The sequence below is a fragment of the Sphingobium sp. genome (genome assembly GCF_003248505.1).
Lineage (GTDB): Bacteria > Pseudomonadota > Alphaproteobacteria > Sphingomonadales > Sphingomonadaceae > Sphingobium.
In genome coordinates this window covers 1-14,994 of record NZ_QFOA01000076.1, presented here as the reverse complement: position 1 = coordinate 14,994, position 14,994 = coordinate 1, and the positions used below count along the sequence as shown (strand labels likewise).

Here is a 14,994-nt window from a genome sequence, read left to right as displayed (position 1 = left end):
GCTTGATTTGACATACGTGAACCCAGTGGCCGGACTATCAATTATCCAGGCTTCACGCCGCGCCGGAAAAGATGTCACAACAACTCGAAGCTGTCAGCACGGGCTATGTCCCACACGTTCTTGTAGAAACTGGAGTGACAGCTTCCGCTTAGCAATTCTCCTTCGGCCAGGAAGGTGTGAAGTTGCGAAAACAGGCGGACCTCGGTCTGACTGACCCGACGCACCAAGTGATGCGGACCGATCTGGCTGGGATGATCGAGGCCTGCGGCGGCCAGCATTTCCGCCAGCGCATGAAGCGTATTCCTGTGAAAATTAAACACGCGTTCGGCCTTTTCGGGCACCACCAGGGCGCGCTGGAGCAGCGGATCCTGCGTCGCGACGCCGACGGGACAACGGTTGGTATTGCAGGACAGCGATTGAACGCACCCCAGAGCGAACATAAACCCTCGCGCGGCATTCACCCAGTCGGCACCCAGGGCGCGCGTCGCAGCGATGTCGAAGGCGCTGACTATCTTTCCCGCAGCGCCGATCCTGATCCTGTCGCGCAGGCCCGTGCCGACCAAGGTGTTGTGCACAAAGAGCAGGCCTTCCCGCATGGGCATGCCGAGATGATCTGAAAACTCGAGAGGCGACGCGCCTGTCCCGCCCTCTGCACCATCGACCACGACGAAATCAGGCAGGATGCCTGTGTCCATCATGGCCTTGACCATACCCATGAATTCCCACGGCTGGCCAATGCACAGCTTGAACCCGACAGGCTTGCCGCCGGAAAGCTGCCTGAGCTCCGCGATAAAGGCCATCAACTCGTTCGGCGTGGAAAAGGCACTGTGCCGGGCGGGAGAAACGCAGTCCTGGCCCATTGGCACACCGCGGGTCTGGGCGATTTCTTCTGTGATCTTGCTGGCCGGCAGAATTCCGCCGTGGCCAGGTTTGGCGCCCTGGGTGAGCTTGATCTCGATCATCTTGACCTGCGGATCTGTGGCTTTCTCCTCAAAGGCTCGTTGATCAAAGGCGCCATCGGCGTTCCTGCAGCCAAAATACCCGCTGCCGATTTCCCAGATCAGATCGCCGCCATGGTGCCTGTGGTGCGGACTGATACTCCCCTCGCCGGTGTCATGGGCAAAGCTTCCAAGCTTTGCGCCCTGGTTCAGTGCTAGAATGGCGTTGGCACTCAGCGATCCGAAGCTCATCGCCGAGATGTTCAGGATTGATGCTCGGTAGCTTTGCCTGCAATCGCCCCCGCCAATGTCGACGCGGAACGTGGCGGGATCACCGGGGGGCACCGGGCGGTTCGAATGCCCGATAAATTCATAGCCGTTTTCATAGACATCGAGCTGGGTGCCAAATGCGCGCTCGCTGCTTTCGTTCTTCGACCGCGCGTAGACCAATGACCGTTGGCTCCGGGAAAACGGCAGCTGCTCATGGTCATCCTCGATCAGATATTGACGTATCTCTGGACGAATGTCCTCGAAGAGCCAGCGCATGCGGCCAATGATTGGGTAATTGCGCCGGATCGAATGGACCGGCTGCGCGAGGTCAAACAGGCCAATCAGGGCCAAGGCCCCCGAAATTGCAAAAACGGAGACGGCCCAAGCCGCAGGGAGAAAAGCACCAGAGACAACAGCCGCAAGAAGGGCGCAGCCAAAGACCGAGAAACGTTTCAAGAACAATGCAAAGCTCCGTCAGCACGACCACAATTGCCAGCACGGTAGCACGTCTATCGAAAAGTCGGTCACTCTCGCTTATGCACGCAAGCAGTAGCCCACCCCAGCGTCGGACCCAGGAAATTTCAATGACCAAGATTGATGAAAAGCTTGAACCCATCCTCGCCGAGGTGCTGCGCCGCAATGCCGGCGAAACCGAGTTTCACCAAGCCGTCATCGAGGTGCTGGAAAGTCTCGGGCGCGTGATCGCCAAGAAGCCCTATTATGCCGATCATGCCCTGATAGAGCGTCTATGCGAGCCTGAACGTCAGATCATTTTCCGCGTGCCATGGGTTGACGATCAGGGCCAGGTGCAGATCAATCGTGGCTTTCGCGTCCAATTCAACTCCGCGCTCGGCCCCTACAAGGGTGGCCTGCGGTTCCACCCTTCGGTCAACCTCGGGATCATCAAGTTCCTTGGGTTCGAGCAGATCTTCAAGAATGCGCTTACAGGACTGCCGATTGGTGGTGGCAAGGGCGGCTCGGATTTTAATCCTCGTGGACGCTCCGATGGCGAGGTCATGCGTTTTTGCCAGTCATTCATGACTGAATTGCAACGACATCTGGGCGAATACACCGATGTGCCTGCTGGCGACGTAGGCGTTGGCGGGCGCGAGATCGGTTACCTCTTTGGCCAGTTCAAGCGCTTGACAAATCGGTACGAAGCCGGGGTGCTGACCGGCAAGGGGCTGGTCTACGGCGGCTCACGGGCGCGGGACCGAAGCCACCGGGTTCGGGGCAACCTATTTCGTCTCGAGCATGCTCGCTACCAAGGGCATGGATTTCGAAGGCCGCAAATGCGTGGTGTCGGGTTCCGGCAACGTGGCAATCTACACGATTGAAAAGATCCGGCAGTTCGGCGGCATTGTCATCGCCTGCTCGGACTCCAATGGCTACATTGTCGATGAAAGCGGCATCGATCTCGATCTGGTCAAAGAGATCAAGGAGATTCGCCGCGAACGGATCTCGCAATATGCGCGCAGGAAAGGCAACGGCACCCATTACATTGAGGGCGGTTCGATCTGGGAAGTTCCGTGTGATGTTGCCATGCCATCGGCTACGCAGAACGAGTTGACCGGCAAGGATGCACGCACACTGGTCAAGAACGGGGTGGTGGCTGTGGGCGAAGGGGCGAACATGCCCTGTACGCCCGATGCCGTCCGCGTCTTCCAGGGCGCGGGAGTGCTGTTTGGGCCGGGCAAGGCGGCCAATGCCGGCGGAGTTGCGACTTCAGCCCTGGAAATGCAGCAGAATGCCTCGCGCGGCTCAGGATGACTCATTGATGATGGGGTTGCAGCTGAGCTCGCCGGTGTTGCAGCATTCAGGGGGCGATGGTCGCTAGCAAGATGTGTTAGCAACCTACTGGAGAAATCCCCGCTCTGCCACGAATTGAGAGGAAGGGGTTGCAGGGTCTTTTTGCGTGAATGAGAGAGACTATCTTGGGTCGGACGCGCGCGCCCGCTCGATATTCTCCGCAATCGACTCTGCGGTGAGAGCAGTTGGCGAAGCGGAACGGCGCGTATCCAAAAGTCAGATCGGGTTCTATCGGAAGTACCCATTTGCCGCTGTTTGGCGGCCGAACCAATATCTCAGCGGAAGCCATCCACCGCTGGTTTTGAGCATTTTCCTACAGCGAAGAGACCGATCTCTGCGCTGGAAGGAAATAGTCGAGCCCAAGCCAGGTCGCTTCACTCATCACCTGGAGATCAATGGCGCAACAGAAGTCGACCACCAGGTTCGGGAGTGGCTACGGGAGGCATGCACATCTGCTACGTGACTGATCAGAGCCAGAAGATGACAGTTGCGGCGATGCATATGGCGGAAACGAAGGTGTGGGCGCATCGGTCATAGTGGGTGTGGATGCGACGACAGTCCTTGACCAGCGACATACCGGTCCAGACGGAGCGCTTCATTGCCATCTCCAGGACAGGAAAGTGGAGAGGATGTGGACGGAGGCAAGCACGGCGAAGGCGAGCGCGATCGGCAGGCGAATTGTCCGCCATTTGCGCACCAGTCTGGCGGCAAGGCTGTCCCAGAATAGCCGCTGTTCGATGTCCTTGTCGGTCAGCCCTGCATCGTGACGATCAGCTTTCGTCTGCTTCATCCAGCGCTGCGAACGCTGCACGAGGTTTCGAAGGTGAGCAGGCTGATCCCCATCCTACTGGATCCTGAGCCGAAGCGGGGTCGGATCTGATCGTAACATCTTTCTATTATGACCTTCCAGGTCCGGTTTTGCCATGACCGGGGTCAAAGCCCACCTATTCGAGCCGGCCTCAACGCGCGCAAAATCGAACAGGTCGGCAATCGGGGAAATAATCTGCGTTGCCAGCAGGATGATGGTCACCAGCCCAAGGACTGTGGCGAGCGTCGGATTTACCCTGAGGACGGCCGCAGTGATTGACGCGCTGAAGCGGCGATTGATCAGGATCAGGCTCGTGATTGCGAGAACGAGCGCAAGAAAGGCAGTGGAACGGAGCTGTTCCTCGCCCATGCCGGACTCCCAGAAATACAGTGTCAGCCCCCCGGTAGCGCCAAATGTAACGCTGCCCTGAAGAACCGACCAGCCGACCAGCCAGCGCGAAAACAATGGTGTATCCGGTCCGCGCGGCGGTCTGGCCATGACATTGCGCTCGTCCTCCTCGGCCTCGAAGGCGAGCGAACAGACCGGATCTATGATCATCTCCAGGAAAGCGATATGGATGGGCCCCAGCAACAAGGGCATGCCGGTCAGCAGCGGAAGCAGCGCCAGGCCAGCGATCGGAAGATGCACGGCCACGATGAAGCCCATTGCCTTTCGCAGGTTGTCATAGATTCGCCGTCCCATACGGATGGCCTTGACGATCGAGCCGAAGTCATCATCGAGCAGCACGATGGCCGACGCCTCGCGGGCAACATCGGTGCCGCGTCCGCCCATGGCGATGCCGATATGTGCCGCCTTGAGCGAAGGCGCATCGTTTACGCCGTCGCCCGTCATGGCGACGATTTCTCTCGATGCCTTCAACGCCTCGACGAGACGTAGTTTCTGTTCCGGCATGATGCGCGCACAGACGTTGACCGAGCCGATGCGCTGCCTGAGGTCGTCTTCAGACATGGCCGCCAGGTCTTCGCCCGTCAGCACATTGTCGGCATCTATCCCTGCCTGCCGCGCGATGGCGCGGGCAGTCTGCGGGTAATCGCCGGTGATCATGATGATGCGGATGCCGGCCTCGCGGCAGTGGCGCACGGCATCGGGGACCGAAGCGCGCAGGGGATCGGCAAGGCCGACCAGGCCACGGAAAGTGAAGCTGAAGGCTCGCTGTGATTTCGGCAGTTCAGCGCCGGACCAGCGCGCATCGGCAACGCCCAGCACCCGCAATCCCTTGCTGGCCATGGCATCGATGGTGTCCTTCAGCCTCGCCTTCTCGTTTCCGGTCATACCGCAAAGTTCGGCGACCGCTTCAGGCGCGCCTTTCGTGGCGATGATCCGTTCCTCGGCCGTATCCGGGTTGCCCCACACATGCGACATCGCCAGCAGGGCGGGGTCGAGCGGATAGTGATGGTCCAGTGTCCAGCCAGCGTTCTGGCGCACCCTCACGGTTTCCGGCGCGTGTTCATCACCGAGTTCGTGGAAGGCCACTTCCATGGGGTCCAGCGGCTGCTGGGCGCTGGCCAGAATGCCGAACTCGGCGAGAAGGTGGAATTCGTCCTCCAGCAGGAGTTTCTGCTGATCGTCATGCAGCAGGATGCGGCCGTCAGGGAGACGCAGTTCGGCTATCCGCATCCGGTTCTGCGTCAGCGTGCCGGTCTTGTCGGTGCAAAGGGTCGTGGCAGCACCCAGTGTCTCGATCGCTGCCGCCCGGCGGGTCAGCACCCGGTTGCGAGACATGCGCATGGCGCCCATCGCCATGAAGATGGTGAGCACCACCGGGAATTCCTCGGGCAGCATCGACATGCCGAGCGCTATCCCGGCCAGTGCGGCCTCCAGCCAGCTCCCGCGAAACAGTCCGTAAAGAAGGACAACGAGCACGCTGGCCGCAGCGCCCGTCGCCGCAAACCACAACACCAACCGGCGCGTCTGCTGCCTGAGGCGGGGCGCTTCGGTTTCAAGCGTGGAGAGAACACGGCCGATGCGACCGATCTCGCTGGCAAGACCTGTTGCGGTGACGGCGCAAAGCCCCGTCCCGCGCACGACCAGCGATCCCGAATAGACGAACGGCAGGTCGTCTCCACCCGGACGCGCCATGGCCGTTGGCGCATCAGCCCCGCAGGCGGTCTTGCGGACGGCAACGGATTCCCCGGTCAGCAGCGATTCGTCGAGATGAAGCCCGTCATTTTGCGTGATCCATCCGTCGGCGGGCACCCGATCGCCTTCGGCCAGCACCACGAGATCGCCACGCGCCACCTCCCGCCCGGCGATGCGCTTCCTTGCCCCATCGCGGATGACGAGAGCCCGCGGACTGGTCAGATCGCGCAGAGCTTCGAGCGCCCGTTCGGTGCGGGTTTCCTGGACGACAGTGATGAGGATCGAAAGCCCGGCGAACGCAACCAGGATCAGGGCTTCCTGAAGGTCGCCCAGGGCCATGTATAGGAGGCCCGCCCCGATCAGCATCGCCAGCATGGGTTCGCGCAGGACATCAAGGATAATGCGCGCAAATGTGCGCTGCCCGGTACGCGGCAGTTCATTGTAACCTTCCGTCCTCAGGCGCTCGGCGGCCTCGGCGTCGCTCAATCCGGAGAGCGAAGCCTGGCTTGGCTGTTGCCCCGAGATTTCAGGATTCGTCATAACTCTCGGGCCTTGCTTGCAACCGGAATTGCCGGACTTGATCTGGGTTGCGATTCCTCAAGACGATCAGACCACCGTCCCGAAGATCGTTCCGATGCCTGCCGTCAATGCCATGGCTAGAGCGCCCCAGAAGGTTACGCGCAGGGTGGCCCTCACGACCTTGGCTCCGCCAGCGCGCGCGCCGATGCCCCCGAGAAGAGCCAGAAAAATCAGCGAGGCAATCGAGACGCCCGCCACCAGCAGGGAGCGCGGCATCAGCAAGACCATGGCGAGCGGCATGGCAGCGCCAGCGGCGAATGTCGCTGCAGAGGTTAGCGCCGCCAGGATCGGGCGAGCTGCGGTCATCTCCGAAATGCCAAGTTCGTCGCGCGCATGGGCACCGAGCGAGTCCTTTGCCATCAGCTGGATAGCCACCTGTCGGGCGAGGTCTGCATCGACACCACGGTCCATGTAGATGCGTGTCAGTTCCTCGCATTCGTAATCCGGCTGGCCGGCTAGCTCTGCCTGCTCGCGGGCGAGATCGGCTTGTTCGGTGTCCGATTGGGAACTGACGGAAACATATTCGCCCGCAGCCATGGACATGGCCCCGGCGACGAGGCCGGCGACGCCTGCGATCAGAACCTCGGAGGTGGCGGTGGATGCCGCTGCCACGCCTACGATTAGACTGGCCGTCGAAACGATCCCGTCATTGGCCCCGAGAACAGCCGCCCGCAACCAGCCGATGCGCGAGACGAGATGGCTTTCCGGGTGTAGGTGAAGTCGGGACACCGGTGTTTCTCCTGACATTGACGTTAAACTTAATTGCAAAATATTGATCGGTATCCGGTAGATTGAATCGTGTCCGCCCTGAACAATCCGAATAGAAAGGCAGAGGCGGCACGAGACATCACGGCCCGATGTCGTCTACATCGCTCCTGAACTGCTTGCCGGCATCTTTGCCAAAGCCAAGCGCCTCTGCAACGGCAACATTCCAGCCGTAGGGATCTGTCCGGTACGTCACCTGGTTGGCCTGGCTCACATAGACGGTGCGATAGAGCAGCCTGACGGGTATCGCTTCGGGGAACCTGACGTAAGCGATCTTGCCGCTCGCACGCGCCCTGGACCATTGGTCGGCGATACCCTGCTGTTCAGCGAGCATTTGGGCAAAACCCAGCGCGTCACTGACGCGGACGCAACCATGGCTCAATTGACGCTGGTGCTTGTCGAACAGCGTTTTTGCGGGCGTGTCGTGCAGATAGATTGCCAGGCTGTTTTGCAGGTCGAACTTGACGAGGCCAAGCGAGTTGCGGGGCCCGGGCCCTTGAACGATCCAGCCGTTGCGCCAGCTCATGTTGTTGCGCCGGAAATAGGCTGCACTTTTTCCGGCCAATTCCCCCCTCTGGATCGATTTCGGCACCGTCCATGTGGGATTGGCAACGAGGCGGAACATGGAAGTGGATATTTGCGGCGTTTCCTTGCCCGGCTTGCCGACGACGACGTTGCGCTGATCGACCAGTTCGCCATCGCGGAAATAGCTCAGTTCAGCCGCCGCAGTATTCACGTCGATGCGTGTCGCCGGTGGCTCGCGTGTGAGCCAGCGCAATCGTTCCATCGCCACCGCAATCGACCGCGCATGGTCGCCAGGCCGCACATTGAGAATGGATAAAGTATCGACGCCGATGACACCGTCATCCCTGATGTCGTAGTCGTGCTGGAAGGCCTTCACGGCCCTTACGATACCTACGGTGTAAAGGGTGCCATCTACGGCCTGCGATGGCGAGGCCTCGGTCGTCACCGGCATAGCCAGGTAGCGATGTTCCACGAGCGCCGTCACGATCCGCGGGATCCGTGGATCCCGGTCGCCTGGATGGATCAGGTCTCCGCTGGCAATCTGCGCGACGTTCTCCTGGGACGCTGCCTTTTGCTGCTGCAGGTAGGTGTCCGCCAAAGCGCGATACTCAGGGGTATCCGGCGCGAGGCTATCCAGCCATGCATCCACCCGGCCAGCCCGAACCGCTGTGGCCAATCCTGATGCGAGATCTACCTCAGGGCGAGGATGGGTGTATATGGTGTGGAGCTTCGCTGGATCAGCGACACCGCGAGCCAGCGCGCCTGCGAACATCAGGGCAGCACTGGTCAGGGCAATCTCGCGCGCTGGGGCGGATAGCTTCGATAATTCCGGGTGAAAATGCACGCGGTCCAGGCCGTGGTCCGCCCGCTTTCCAAGCGCGGCCCTCAATGCCTGCTCTGCACGCGGCGACCAAATGGCCGCCCAGCCGGCCTTTTCGTAGAACTCGCGGACTTGTGTGTCCTGCGCCTCTGCCTGCAATTCCGCAGCTGGAATGCTCGGGGGGAGCTCAGAAAGTTCTGATTGAGCCTCAGGTTCCCTTGTTTTGCTTACCTCTGGACCGCTGCAACCGGCAGTCAGCACAAGGACCACCGGAAAAATATGTTTTAGTTTCAAAGGCACGGGCGGTCATCTTCCAAGCTTGATGGCGTAAGCGCCGATACATCCGTGCTCTACCTCGCCAGTTCAATTGATGCGCTTATTGGAACCTCACTGTCCCGAAAAGAATTGCATGGAGCCAGTCGCGATGAAGCGTTGGTGCCAGGATAGGGCTTCGCCCAGCAAGGCGGGCGAGTGCTTACCATAGGAATCGCGCAGTGCCCGCTCGTAATAATCGGCGAGCATTGCCCTATAGTCAGGGTGAACGCATTTCTCGATAACGAGCCGGGCACGCTGCTTTGGCGCAAGCCCGCGCAAATCGGCCAGGCCACGTTCAGTCACGATCACCTGCACATCCTGATTGATGTGATCGACATGGCTGACTTGCGGCACAATCGTCGAGATCGCCCCACCCTTGGCGGTCGAAGGCGCCATGAAGATCGAGATATAGGCATTGCGGGCAAAATCGCCCGAACCGCCGATACCGTTCTGGATCGCCGATCCCATGACATGGGTGGAATTGACGTTGCCGTATATATCCGCCTCGATCATGCCGTTCATGGCGATGCAGCCGAGCCGCCGGATCAGTTCTGGATGATTGCTCATTTCCTGCGGGCGCAGGATGATCCGTTCTCGGTAGCGGTCCATATCGGCATTCAGTGCGTGTGCGGCCTCCGGGCTGAGCGAAAACGCGGTCGACGATGCCATCCGCAGCTTGCCCGCAGTGAGCAGGTCGAGCATTCCGTCCTGCAAGACCTCGGTATAGGCAGTCATGTTCTCGAACGGACTGTCGATCAGGCCGGTCAGCACGGCGTTAGCGATGTTGCCGACGCCCGATTGCAGCGGCAGCAGGTTGGCCGGAAGCCGCCCCTTCGCCACTTCATGCGCGAAGAATTCCAACAGGTGCCCGGCGATCAGCAACGCGCTCTGGTCGGGCGCCTTGAACGCCTGATTGCGATCAGGCGTGTCGGTTTCGACAATGGCGACGATCTTGGCAGGATCGCAGCGAAAGGTGGGCTGGCCGATCCGGTCATCTGGCCTGATCAGCGGGATCGGCACGCGGTGCGGCGGCAGGGCCGTTCCATAATAGATGTCGTGCATTCCCTCGAGCGCCGGGTTCTGCCAGCGATTGACCTCAAGGATGATCTGGTCTGCGCGGTCCAGCCAGGTCTTGTTGTTGCCCACTGACGAGGCGGGGACAAGCGAACCGTCTGGCAGGATCGCGGTTACTTCGACCAGCGCGGTATCCAGCGGGCCGAGGAAGCCCTGCCACGCCATCGGCGCGACCTGGCTAAGGTGCATGTCGAAATAGTTCATTTCGCCGCGGTTGATCTGTCCGCGGGCAATCGGATCGGAATTGTAGGGCAGGCGAAAGTCGATGCCCTTGGCCTTGGCCAGAGCGCCGTCCAGCTCGGGACCGGTGGAAGCGCCGGTCCACACGCTGATCGAGAAGGGATCGCCGGCATCGTGCGCCGCCTCGATCCGCCGCGCCAGCGCCAGCGGAACTGCCTTGGGATAGCCGGAGCCGGTAAAACCGCTCATGCCCACCGTGGTGCCCGGCGCGATCAGCAGGGCGGCGGCATCGGCACCCATCACTCGCGATTGGAGCGCGACGTTCGCAATGCGTGAACTGGTCAATTCGCAATCTCCGTTGTTGTTGGTCAGGCGCAGCTGCGTAGGTGGCAGTTCATGGTCGATCAACGCCGTTTTCAGATGACGCAGGCCAAGCCAGCAAAGTTGGGAAAGTCCGCGTTAGAGCCCGTCGCTAAATAGATCGATTGGGGATTTGCGATCAGCTCTTTTGAATATGATGCAACGATATGGACCTCTGAGGGAATGATAAAGCGTGATGGGCGTTGAACGATGAGCGCAAAAATCCGGCGCCTGCATCGTTGTGGCGCCGGGCCAGTGCGCGGGCATTTCGCCGACTATCCTGGATATATTAAATGGCAGCCTGCAACCGCACAGCAACGGCACAATGCCCGTCATGCGATTTGCCCCTGGGAGCCCAAAGAAGTAATGCTTTGGCAATGACATGCCTTGCAGACTCGGCGTCCGTCGGGATGCAACGCGCCTTACAGGTTTGCCGAAACCTCACATGCATGGATACGCGGGTGCGCAACCTACTTCCGATCATCATTCCCGCAATGCTTCTAGGCGCTTGTGATCGTCAGGAAGATACCCGGAACGGCAGCAGCGCATCGGCAGTGGATGACCGGCCTGCGGACTCACCGACGGCTCAAACCGCGAAGCGCCCGGATGCGCTTTGGGTCTTGCAGCCAAGCGCTGAGGCCAGTGTACTGGTCTTGCAGGCACAAACCGGCAACCCGATCCTGTCTCTCACTTGCCCTTCGGGAGGAAACCGGCTGCAAGTCAACGTGCCCGGTTTCACGCCGACCGGCAGCGAGGAGCGGCTGTCATTTGGCAGTGGCGGCGAAGTGGAAGCGCTTGTCGCAGATTTCCGCGGCGATCGCCGGCTTGGCGGCGTCAGCGCGGCGGGAGCGGTTCCGGCTAACCTCGCGGCGCTCGTGGGCGGCCCGGTCTCGGCAAGCTATGGCTCCCAGACCAGTGGTCCCCATCCTGCTGTGCCCGAGGACGTTGTCGGGTCGTTCGTCGCCGGCTGCCGCAACCGGGCAGCAGTGGGGACACCGCGCGCGGGAATGCCAGGCCGAACGGTCAGCCCCTGCCTCGTTCAGGACGGCCGGGAACTTTCGGCACAGCCCATGCGCGCAATCGGCACCGAACCATTCTGGGCCGCGCGAATCGAAGGTCGCTGCGTCACTTATTCCCACCCGGAGGATCAGCCCGGCACCCGGCTCTGGACCCGGTACACGGCAACGCAGCTTGGTGGCATGTGGACGGGCGCGCTTGACGGTCGACCGTTCGTATTGCGGACCCGTAAGACACCCAGCTGTTCGGACGGCATGTCGGACAAGAGCTACCCTGTGGCCGTTGAGCTCCTGGTCCATGACGAGCTGCGGAAGGGCTGCGCCGAACCGATGTGAGGTGGGATTGCTGTTTCTGAACTATGCAATCGGCAAAAAAAAGCGGTTCGCCAGACCAAGTCCAGGAACCGCTTTGAAAGTCAGGAACACGCAGCACAAAAGCCACGAGCCCTTCGGGTCGCGCTTTCCCGCTTACATCCTTTCTGGATTTGCGATTGTATGGATTCGACTGATGCAGAAAAAATCGTGACGTGATTTGCCAATCCGTCATTGTTGGCAGGGCGAGTGGATGCAACCGGCGGACACATGCCTCCGGCCAGCATTCATCCGGATGCATGGCCGCGAACAAGTCGGCAAACCCCAGCGCAGACGGCTACCTCAAGACCCGGGAACGAGGATTGCGGAATTGCTCCGCAGAGCCTCAACGAAAGCATCCATGACTGCCCGCACCCGCGGCATGTGGCGCGTATCGACATGCACACCGAGCCAGATATCGGTTTGACCAAGGTCAATGGATTCATGCGGATGGACGCATATGCGCATTGGCATGATCCCCCGCTCCTCCCTCGAAGATCTGCTGGCGGCCCTGTCCGAACCGACACGGCTCGCCGCGCTTCAGGTCGTTTGGGACGGGCAGGAGCATTGTGTGTGCGAGCTGATGGATCGTCTCGGCGCATCGCAATCGCGCATGTCGCGCCATATGACGCGGCTCAGGACCGCCGGATTGCTCACGGATCGGCGAGACGCCCAGTGGGTGCGCTATCGCCGCAACCCCGATATCCCTGAGGCATGGGTCGCCATCATTGATGCCGTGCTTGCGGCAAGGCCTGCGGTGATCGCCGCCCAAATGAAAGTTGCATGACATGCCCACGCAGGGCCTTCCCCTCAAGCGATCGACCGGTGCCTGGATCGGCGGCATCGCCCTCGCCGTGGCAATCTGGTTCGCGCTTTACCGGCAACTCCAGCCCTTTTCGCGCTGGGCAGTGGTGCAACTGCCAATCCCGCAAGGCAGCGCGCTCGCCTCGTCGGTGGAATTCTTCATCTATGATACGCCCAAGGTGCTGATGCTCCTGGCGCTCGTCGTCTTCGCAATGGGCGTGGTCCGCAGCTTCTTTTCGCCCGAACGCACGCGTGCGATCCTTGCGGGCAAGCGCGAAGGGCTTGGCAATGTCGCCGCTGCCGGGCTCGGCATCTTCACGCCGTTCTGCTCGTGCTCAGCCGTGCCGCTGTTCGTCGGCTTCGTCTCCGCAGGCGTGCCGCTTGGCGTCACGTTCTCCTTCCTGATCGCCGCGCCAATGATCAACGAGGTCGCGCTTGGCCTGCTCTTCGCGCTGTTGGGGTGGAAGGTCGCCCTGACCTATCTCGCCTTCGGCCTCATGATTGCGATTGTCTCGGGCTGGGTCATCGGACGCCTCCATCTCGAAGGCTGGCTGGAGGAGTGGGTCCGCAATATTCGCGCAGGCGACGTCGATCTCCAGCCCGACGAACTGACCTGGTTCGACCGGTTCGAGGCTGGTTGGGACGCGGTCAAGGAGATCGTCGGCAAGGTCTGGTACTGGATCATCACCGGGATCGCGGTCGGCGCCTACATCCACGGTTATGTCCCTGCCGAATTGCTGTCGCGGATCATGGGCGCTGACGCCTGGTGGTCGGTGCCTGCGGCAGTGCTGCTCGGCGTGCCGATGTATTCGAATGCCGCCGGCATCATCCCCGTCGTCGAGGCCCTGCTCGGCAAGGGCGCTGCCTTGGGCACCGTGCTCGCCTTCATGATGTCGGTGATCGCCCTGTCCCTCCCGGAAATGATCATCCTGCGCAAGGTGCTGAGCGTGAAGCTGATTGCCGTCTTCGTCGCGGTGGTTGCTTCCGGCATCCTGACTGTGGGGTTCCTGTTCAATTTCCTGTTTTCATGAAAGGATAATGCGATGAAAGAAGTGAAAGTTCTGGGTCCGGGCTGCGCCCGCTGCAAGACCACCGAAGAGATGGTCAAGGTCGAGGCCGCCAAGCTCGGGATCGACGTCTCGGTCGAGAAGATCACCGACTATGAGGCCATCGCCAAATTCGGCATCGTCTCGACGCCCGGCATCGTCATCGACGGCAAGGTGGTTCATGCCGGAGGTCTTCCCAAGACCGACGATCTCCAGCGCTGGCTTCAGGCCTGAGGAATGGAAACGCACGACATCGTCATCATCGGCGGCGGCCAGATGGGGCTGTCGCTGGGCTACTACCTGCGCCGGGCCGGGGCGGACTTCCTGATCCTTGATGCCGAGGATGGTGCCGGCGGCGCCTGGCGGCATGGTTGGGATTCGCTGCGCCTGTTCTCGCCCGCCGGCTACAGTTCGCTGCCGGGCTGGCTGATGCCGCCGCCCGCCCATGAAGGCTATCCGACCCGCGACGATGTTCTCGATTATCTTGGCCGCTATGAGGCGCGATACGAGTTCCCGATCCGGCGCCCGGTCCGGGTGGAGACTGTCGAGCGTGCCGATGAGCTCCTCGAAGTGGTGACTGACAAGGGCCGCCTCGCCGCTCGTGCGGTAGTCAGCGCCACCGGCACCTGGTCGCATCCCTACATCCCCGAAATCGAGGGGCGCGACGCATTCAAGGGCGCGCAGGTCCATTCGGCCCATTATGTCCGTCCCGAGGATTATAGCGGGCAAACGCTGCTGGTGGTCGGGGGCGGCAACAGCGGCGCCCAGATTATGGCAGAGCTGGCCCCCGTCGCACGCACCCTGTGGGTCACAGCCCACGATCCGCTATTCCTGCCCGACGATGTCGATGGCCGCGTCCTGTTCGAACGCGCAGTCGCGCGAATGAAGGCTGGCCCGAGCGACACGCCGGTAGGCGGCATCGGGGATATCGTCATGGTCCCCCCGGTCAAGGAAGCCCGCGCGCGCGGAGACCTCAGTTCTGTGCGCCCCTTCGAACGGATGACGGCCAAGGGCGTTGTCTGGGTCGACGGTTCGGAAACGCAAGTCGACGCGATCATCTGGTGCACCGGCTTTCGCCCTGCGCTCGATCACCTGGCACCGCTCGGTGTGGTCGAGGAAGATGGGCGCGTGTTGGTCGATGGCCAGCGCTCGATCAAGGAGCCGCGGCTCTGGCTCGCGGGCTATGGCGACTGGAGCGGCCCAGGATCGGCTACTCTGATGGGCGCTGCAAGAA

The 14,994-nt window shown here is 61.2% G+C and carries 12 protein-coding genes and 2 pseudogenes; 7 read left to right on the top strand and 7 right to left on the bottom strand.

Features of this window, described 5'->3' with window-relative positions; genetic code table 11:
- Positions 1-74 precede the first annotated feature (74 nt).
- Positions 75-1,664, bottom strand: coding sequence for an FMN-binding glutamate synthase family protein (locus DI606_RS16855; RefSeq protein ID WP_293985068.1), 1,590 nt, complete (start codon positions 1,662-1,664; stop codon positions 75-77).
- Positions 1,665-1,792: 128 nt separating this feature from the next.
- Here DI606_RS16855 and gdhA point away from each other — a divergent pair.
- Both gdhA and DI606_RS20375 read left to right on the top strand, forming a co-directional pair.
- Positions 1,793-2,966: pseudogene (gene gdhA / locus DI606_RS16850) on the top strand (NADP-specific glutamate dehydrogenase); the annotation flags it as partial.
- Between the two features lie 157 nt (positions 2,967-3,123).
- Positions 3,124-3,480 carry a DUF5655 domain-containing protein gene (locus DI606_RS20375; protein WP_367119489.1) on the top strand — a complete coding sequence of 119 codons (357 nt, stop codon included), beginning with the start codon at positions 3,124-3,126 and terminating at the stop codon, positions 3,478-3,480.
- Positions 3,481-3,484: 4 nt separating this feature from the next.
- Here the strand turns inward: DI606_RS20375 and DI606_RS16845 are convergent.
- The 6 genes and pseudogenes from DI606_RS16845 to DI606_RS16820 form a co-directional block, all read right to left on the bottom strand.
- Positions 3,485-3,583: pseudogene (locus DI606_RS16845) on the bottom strand (IS5/IS1182 family transposase); the annotation flags it as partial.
- A 29-nt stretch (positions 3,584-3,612) separates the two neighbouring features.
- Positions 3,613-3,807, bottom strand: coding sequence for a hypothetical protein (locus tag DI606_RS16840; protein ID WP_293985067.1), 195 nt, complete (start codon positions 3,805-3,807; stop codon positions 3,613-3,615).
- A 54-nt stretch (positions 3,808-3,861) separates the two neighbouring features.
- Positions 3,862-6,465 (bottom strand): cation-translocating P-type ATPase, encoded by a 2,604-nt coding sequence (locus DI606_RS16835; protein WP_293985066.1) that lies wholly within the window; start codon positions 6,463-6,465, stop codon positions 3,862-3,864.
- A gap of 66 nt (positions 6,466-6,531) precedes the next feature.
- Positions 6,532-7,233 carry a VIT family protein gene (locus DI606_RS16830; RefSeq protein WP_293985064.1) on the bottom strand — a complete coding sequence of 234 codons (702 nt, stop codon included), beginning with the start codon at positions 7,231-7,233 and terminating at the stop codon, positions 6,532-6,534.
- A 118-nt stretch (positions 7,234-7,351) separates the two neighbouring features.
- On the bottom strand, positions 7,352-8,914 hold the full coding sequence (locus DI606_RS16825; protein ID WP_293985062.1) for a L,D-transpeptidase family protein: 1,563 nt from the start codon (positions 8,912-8,914) through the stop codon (positions 7,352-7,354).
- A gap of 87 nt (positions 8,915-9,001) precedes the next feature.
- Positions 9,002-10,528, bottom strand: coding sequence for an acetyl-CoA hydrolase/transferase family protein (locus tag DI606_RS16820; RefSeq protein ID WP_216313946.1), 1,527 nt, complete (start codon positions 10,526-10,528; stop codon positions 9,002-9,004).
- Positions 10,529-11,196: 668 nt separating this feature from the next.
- Here DI606_RS16820 and DI606_RS16815 point away from each other — a divergent pair.
- From DI606_RS16815 to DI606_RS16795, 5 genes are all read left to right on the top strand, one after another.
- Positions 11,197-11,895, top strand: a complete 699-nt coding sequence (locus DI606_RS16815; RefSeq protein WP_293985061.1) for a hypothetical protein — start codon at positions 11,197-11,199, stop codon at positions 11,893-11,895.
- Between the two features lie 487 nt (positions 11,896-12,382).
- A complete protein-coding gene (locus DI606_RS16810) occupies positions 12,383-12,697 on the top strand; it encodes a helix-turn-helix transcriptional regulator (RefSeq protein ID WP_216313540.1) in 315 nt (104 codons plus the stop codon).
- Between the two features lies 1 nt (position 12,698).
- Entirely contained in the window at positions 12,699-13,745 is a 1,047-nt protein-coding gene (locus DI606_RS16805) for a permease (RefSeq protein ID WP_216313542.1), read from the top strand.
- 12 nt (positions 13,746-13,757) lie between these two features.
- Positions 13,758-13,994, top strand: coding sequence for a thioredoxin family protein (locus tag DI606_RS16800; RefSeq protein WP_216313544.1), 237 nt, complete (start codon positions 13,758-13,760; stop codon positions 13,992-13,994).
- Positions 13,995-13,997: 3 nt separating this feature from the next.
- Positions 13,998-14,994 (top strand): ArsO family NAD(P)H-dependent flavin-containing monooxygenase (locus DI606_RS16795; protein ID WP_293985057.1); only part of this gene is annotated, 997 nt, incomplete at its 3' end.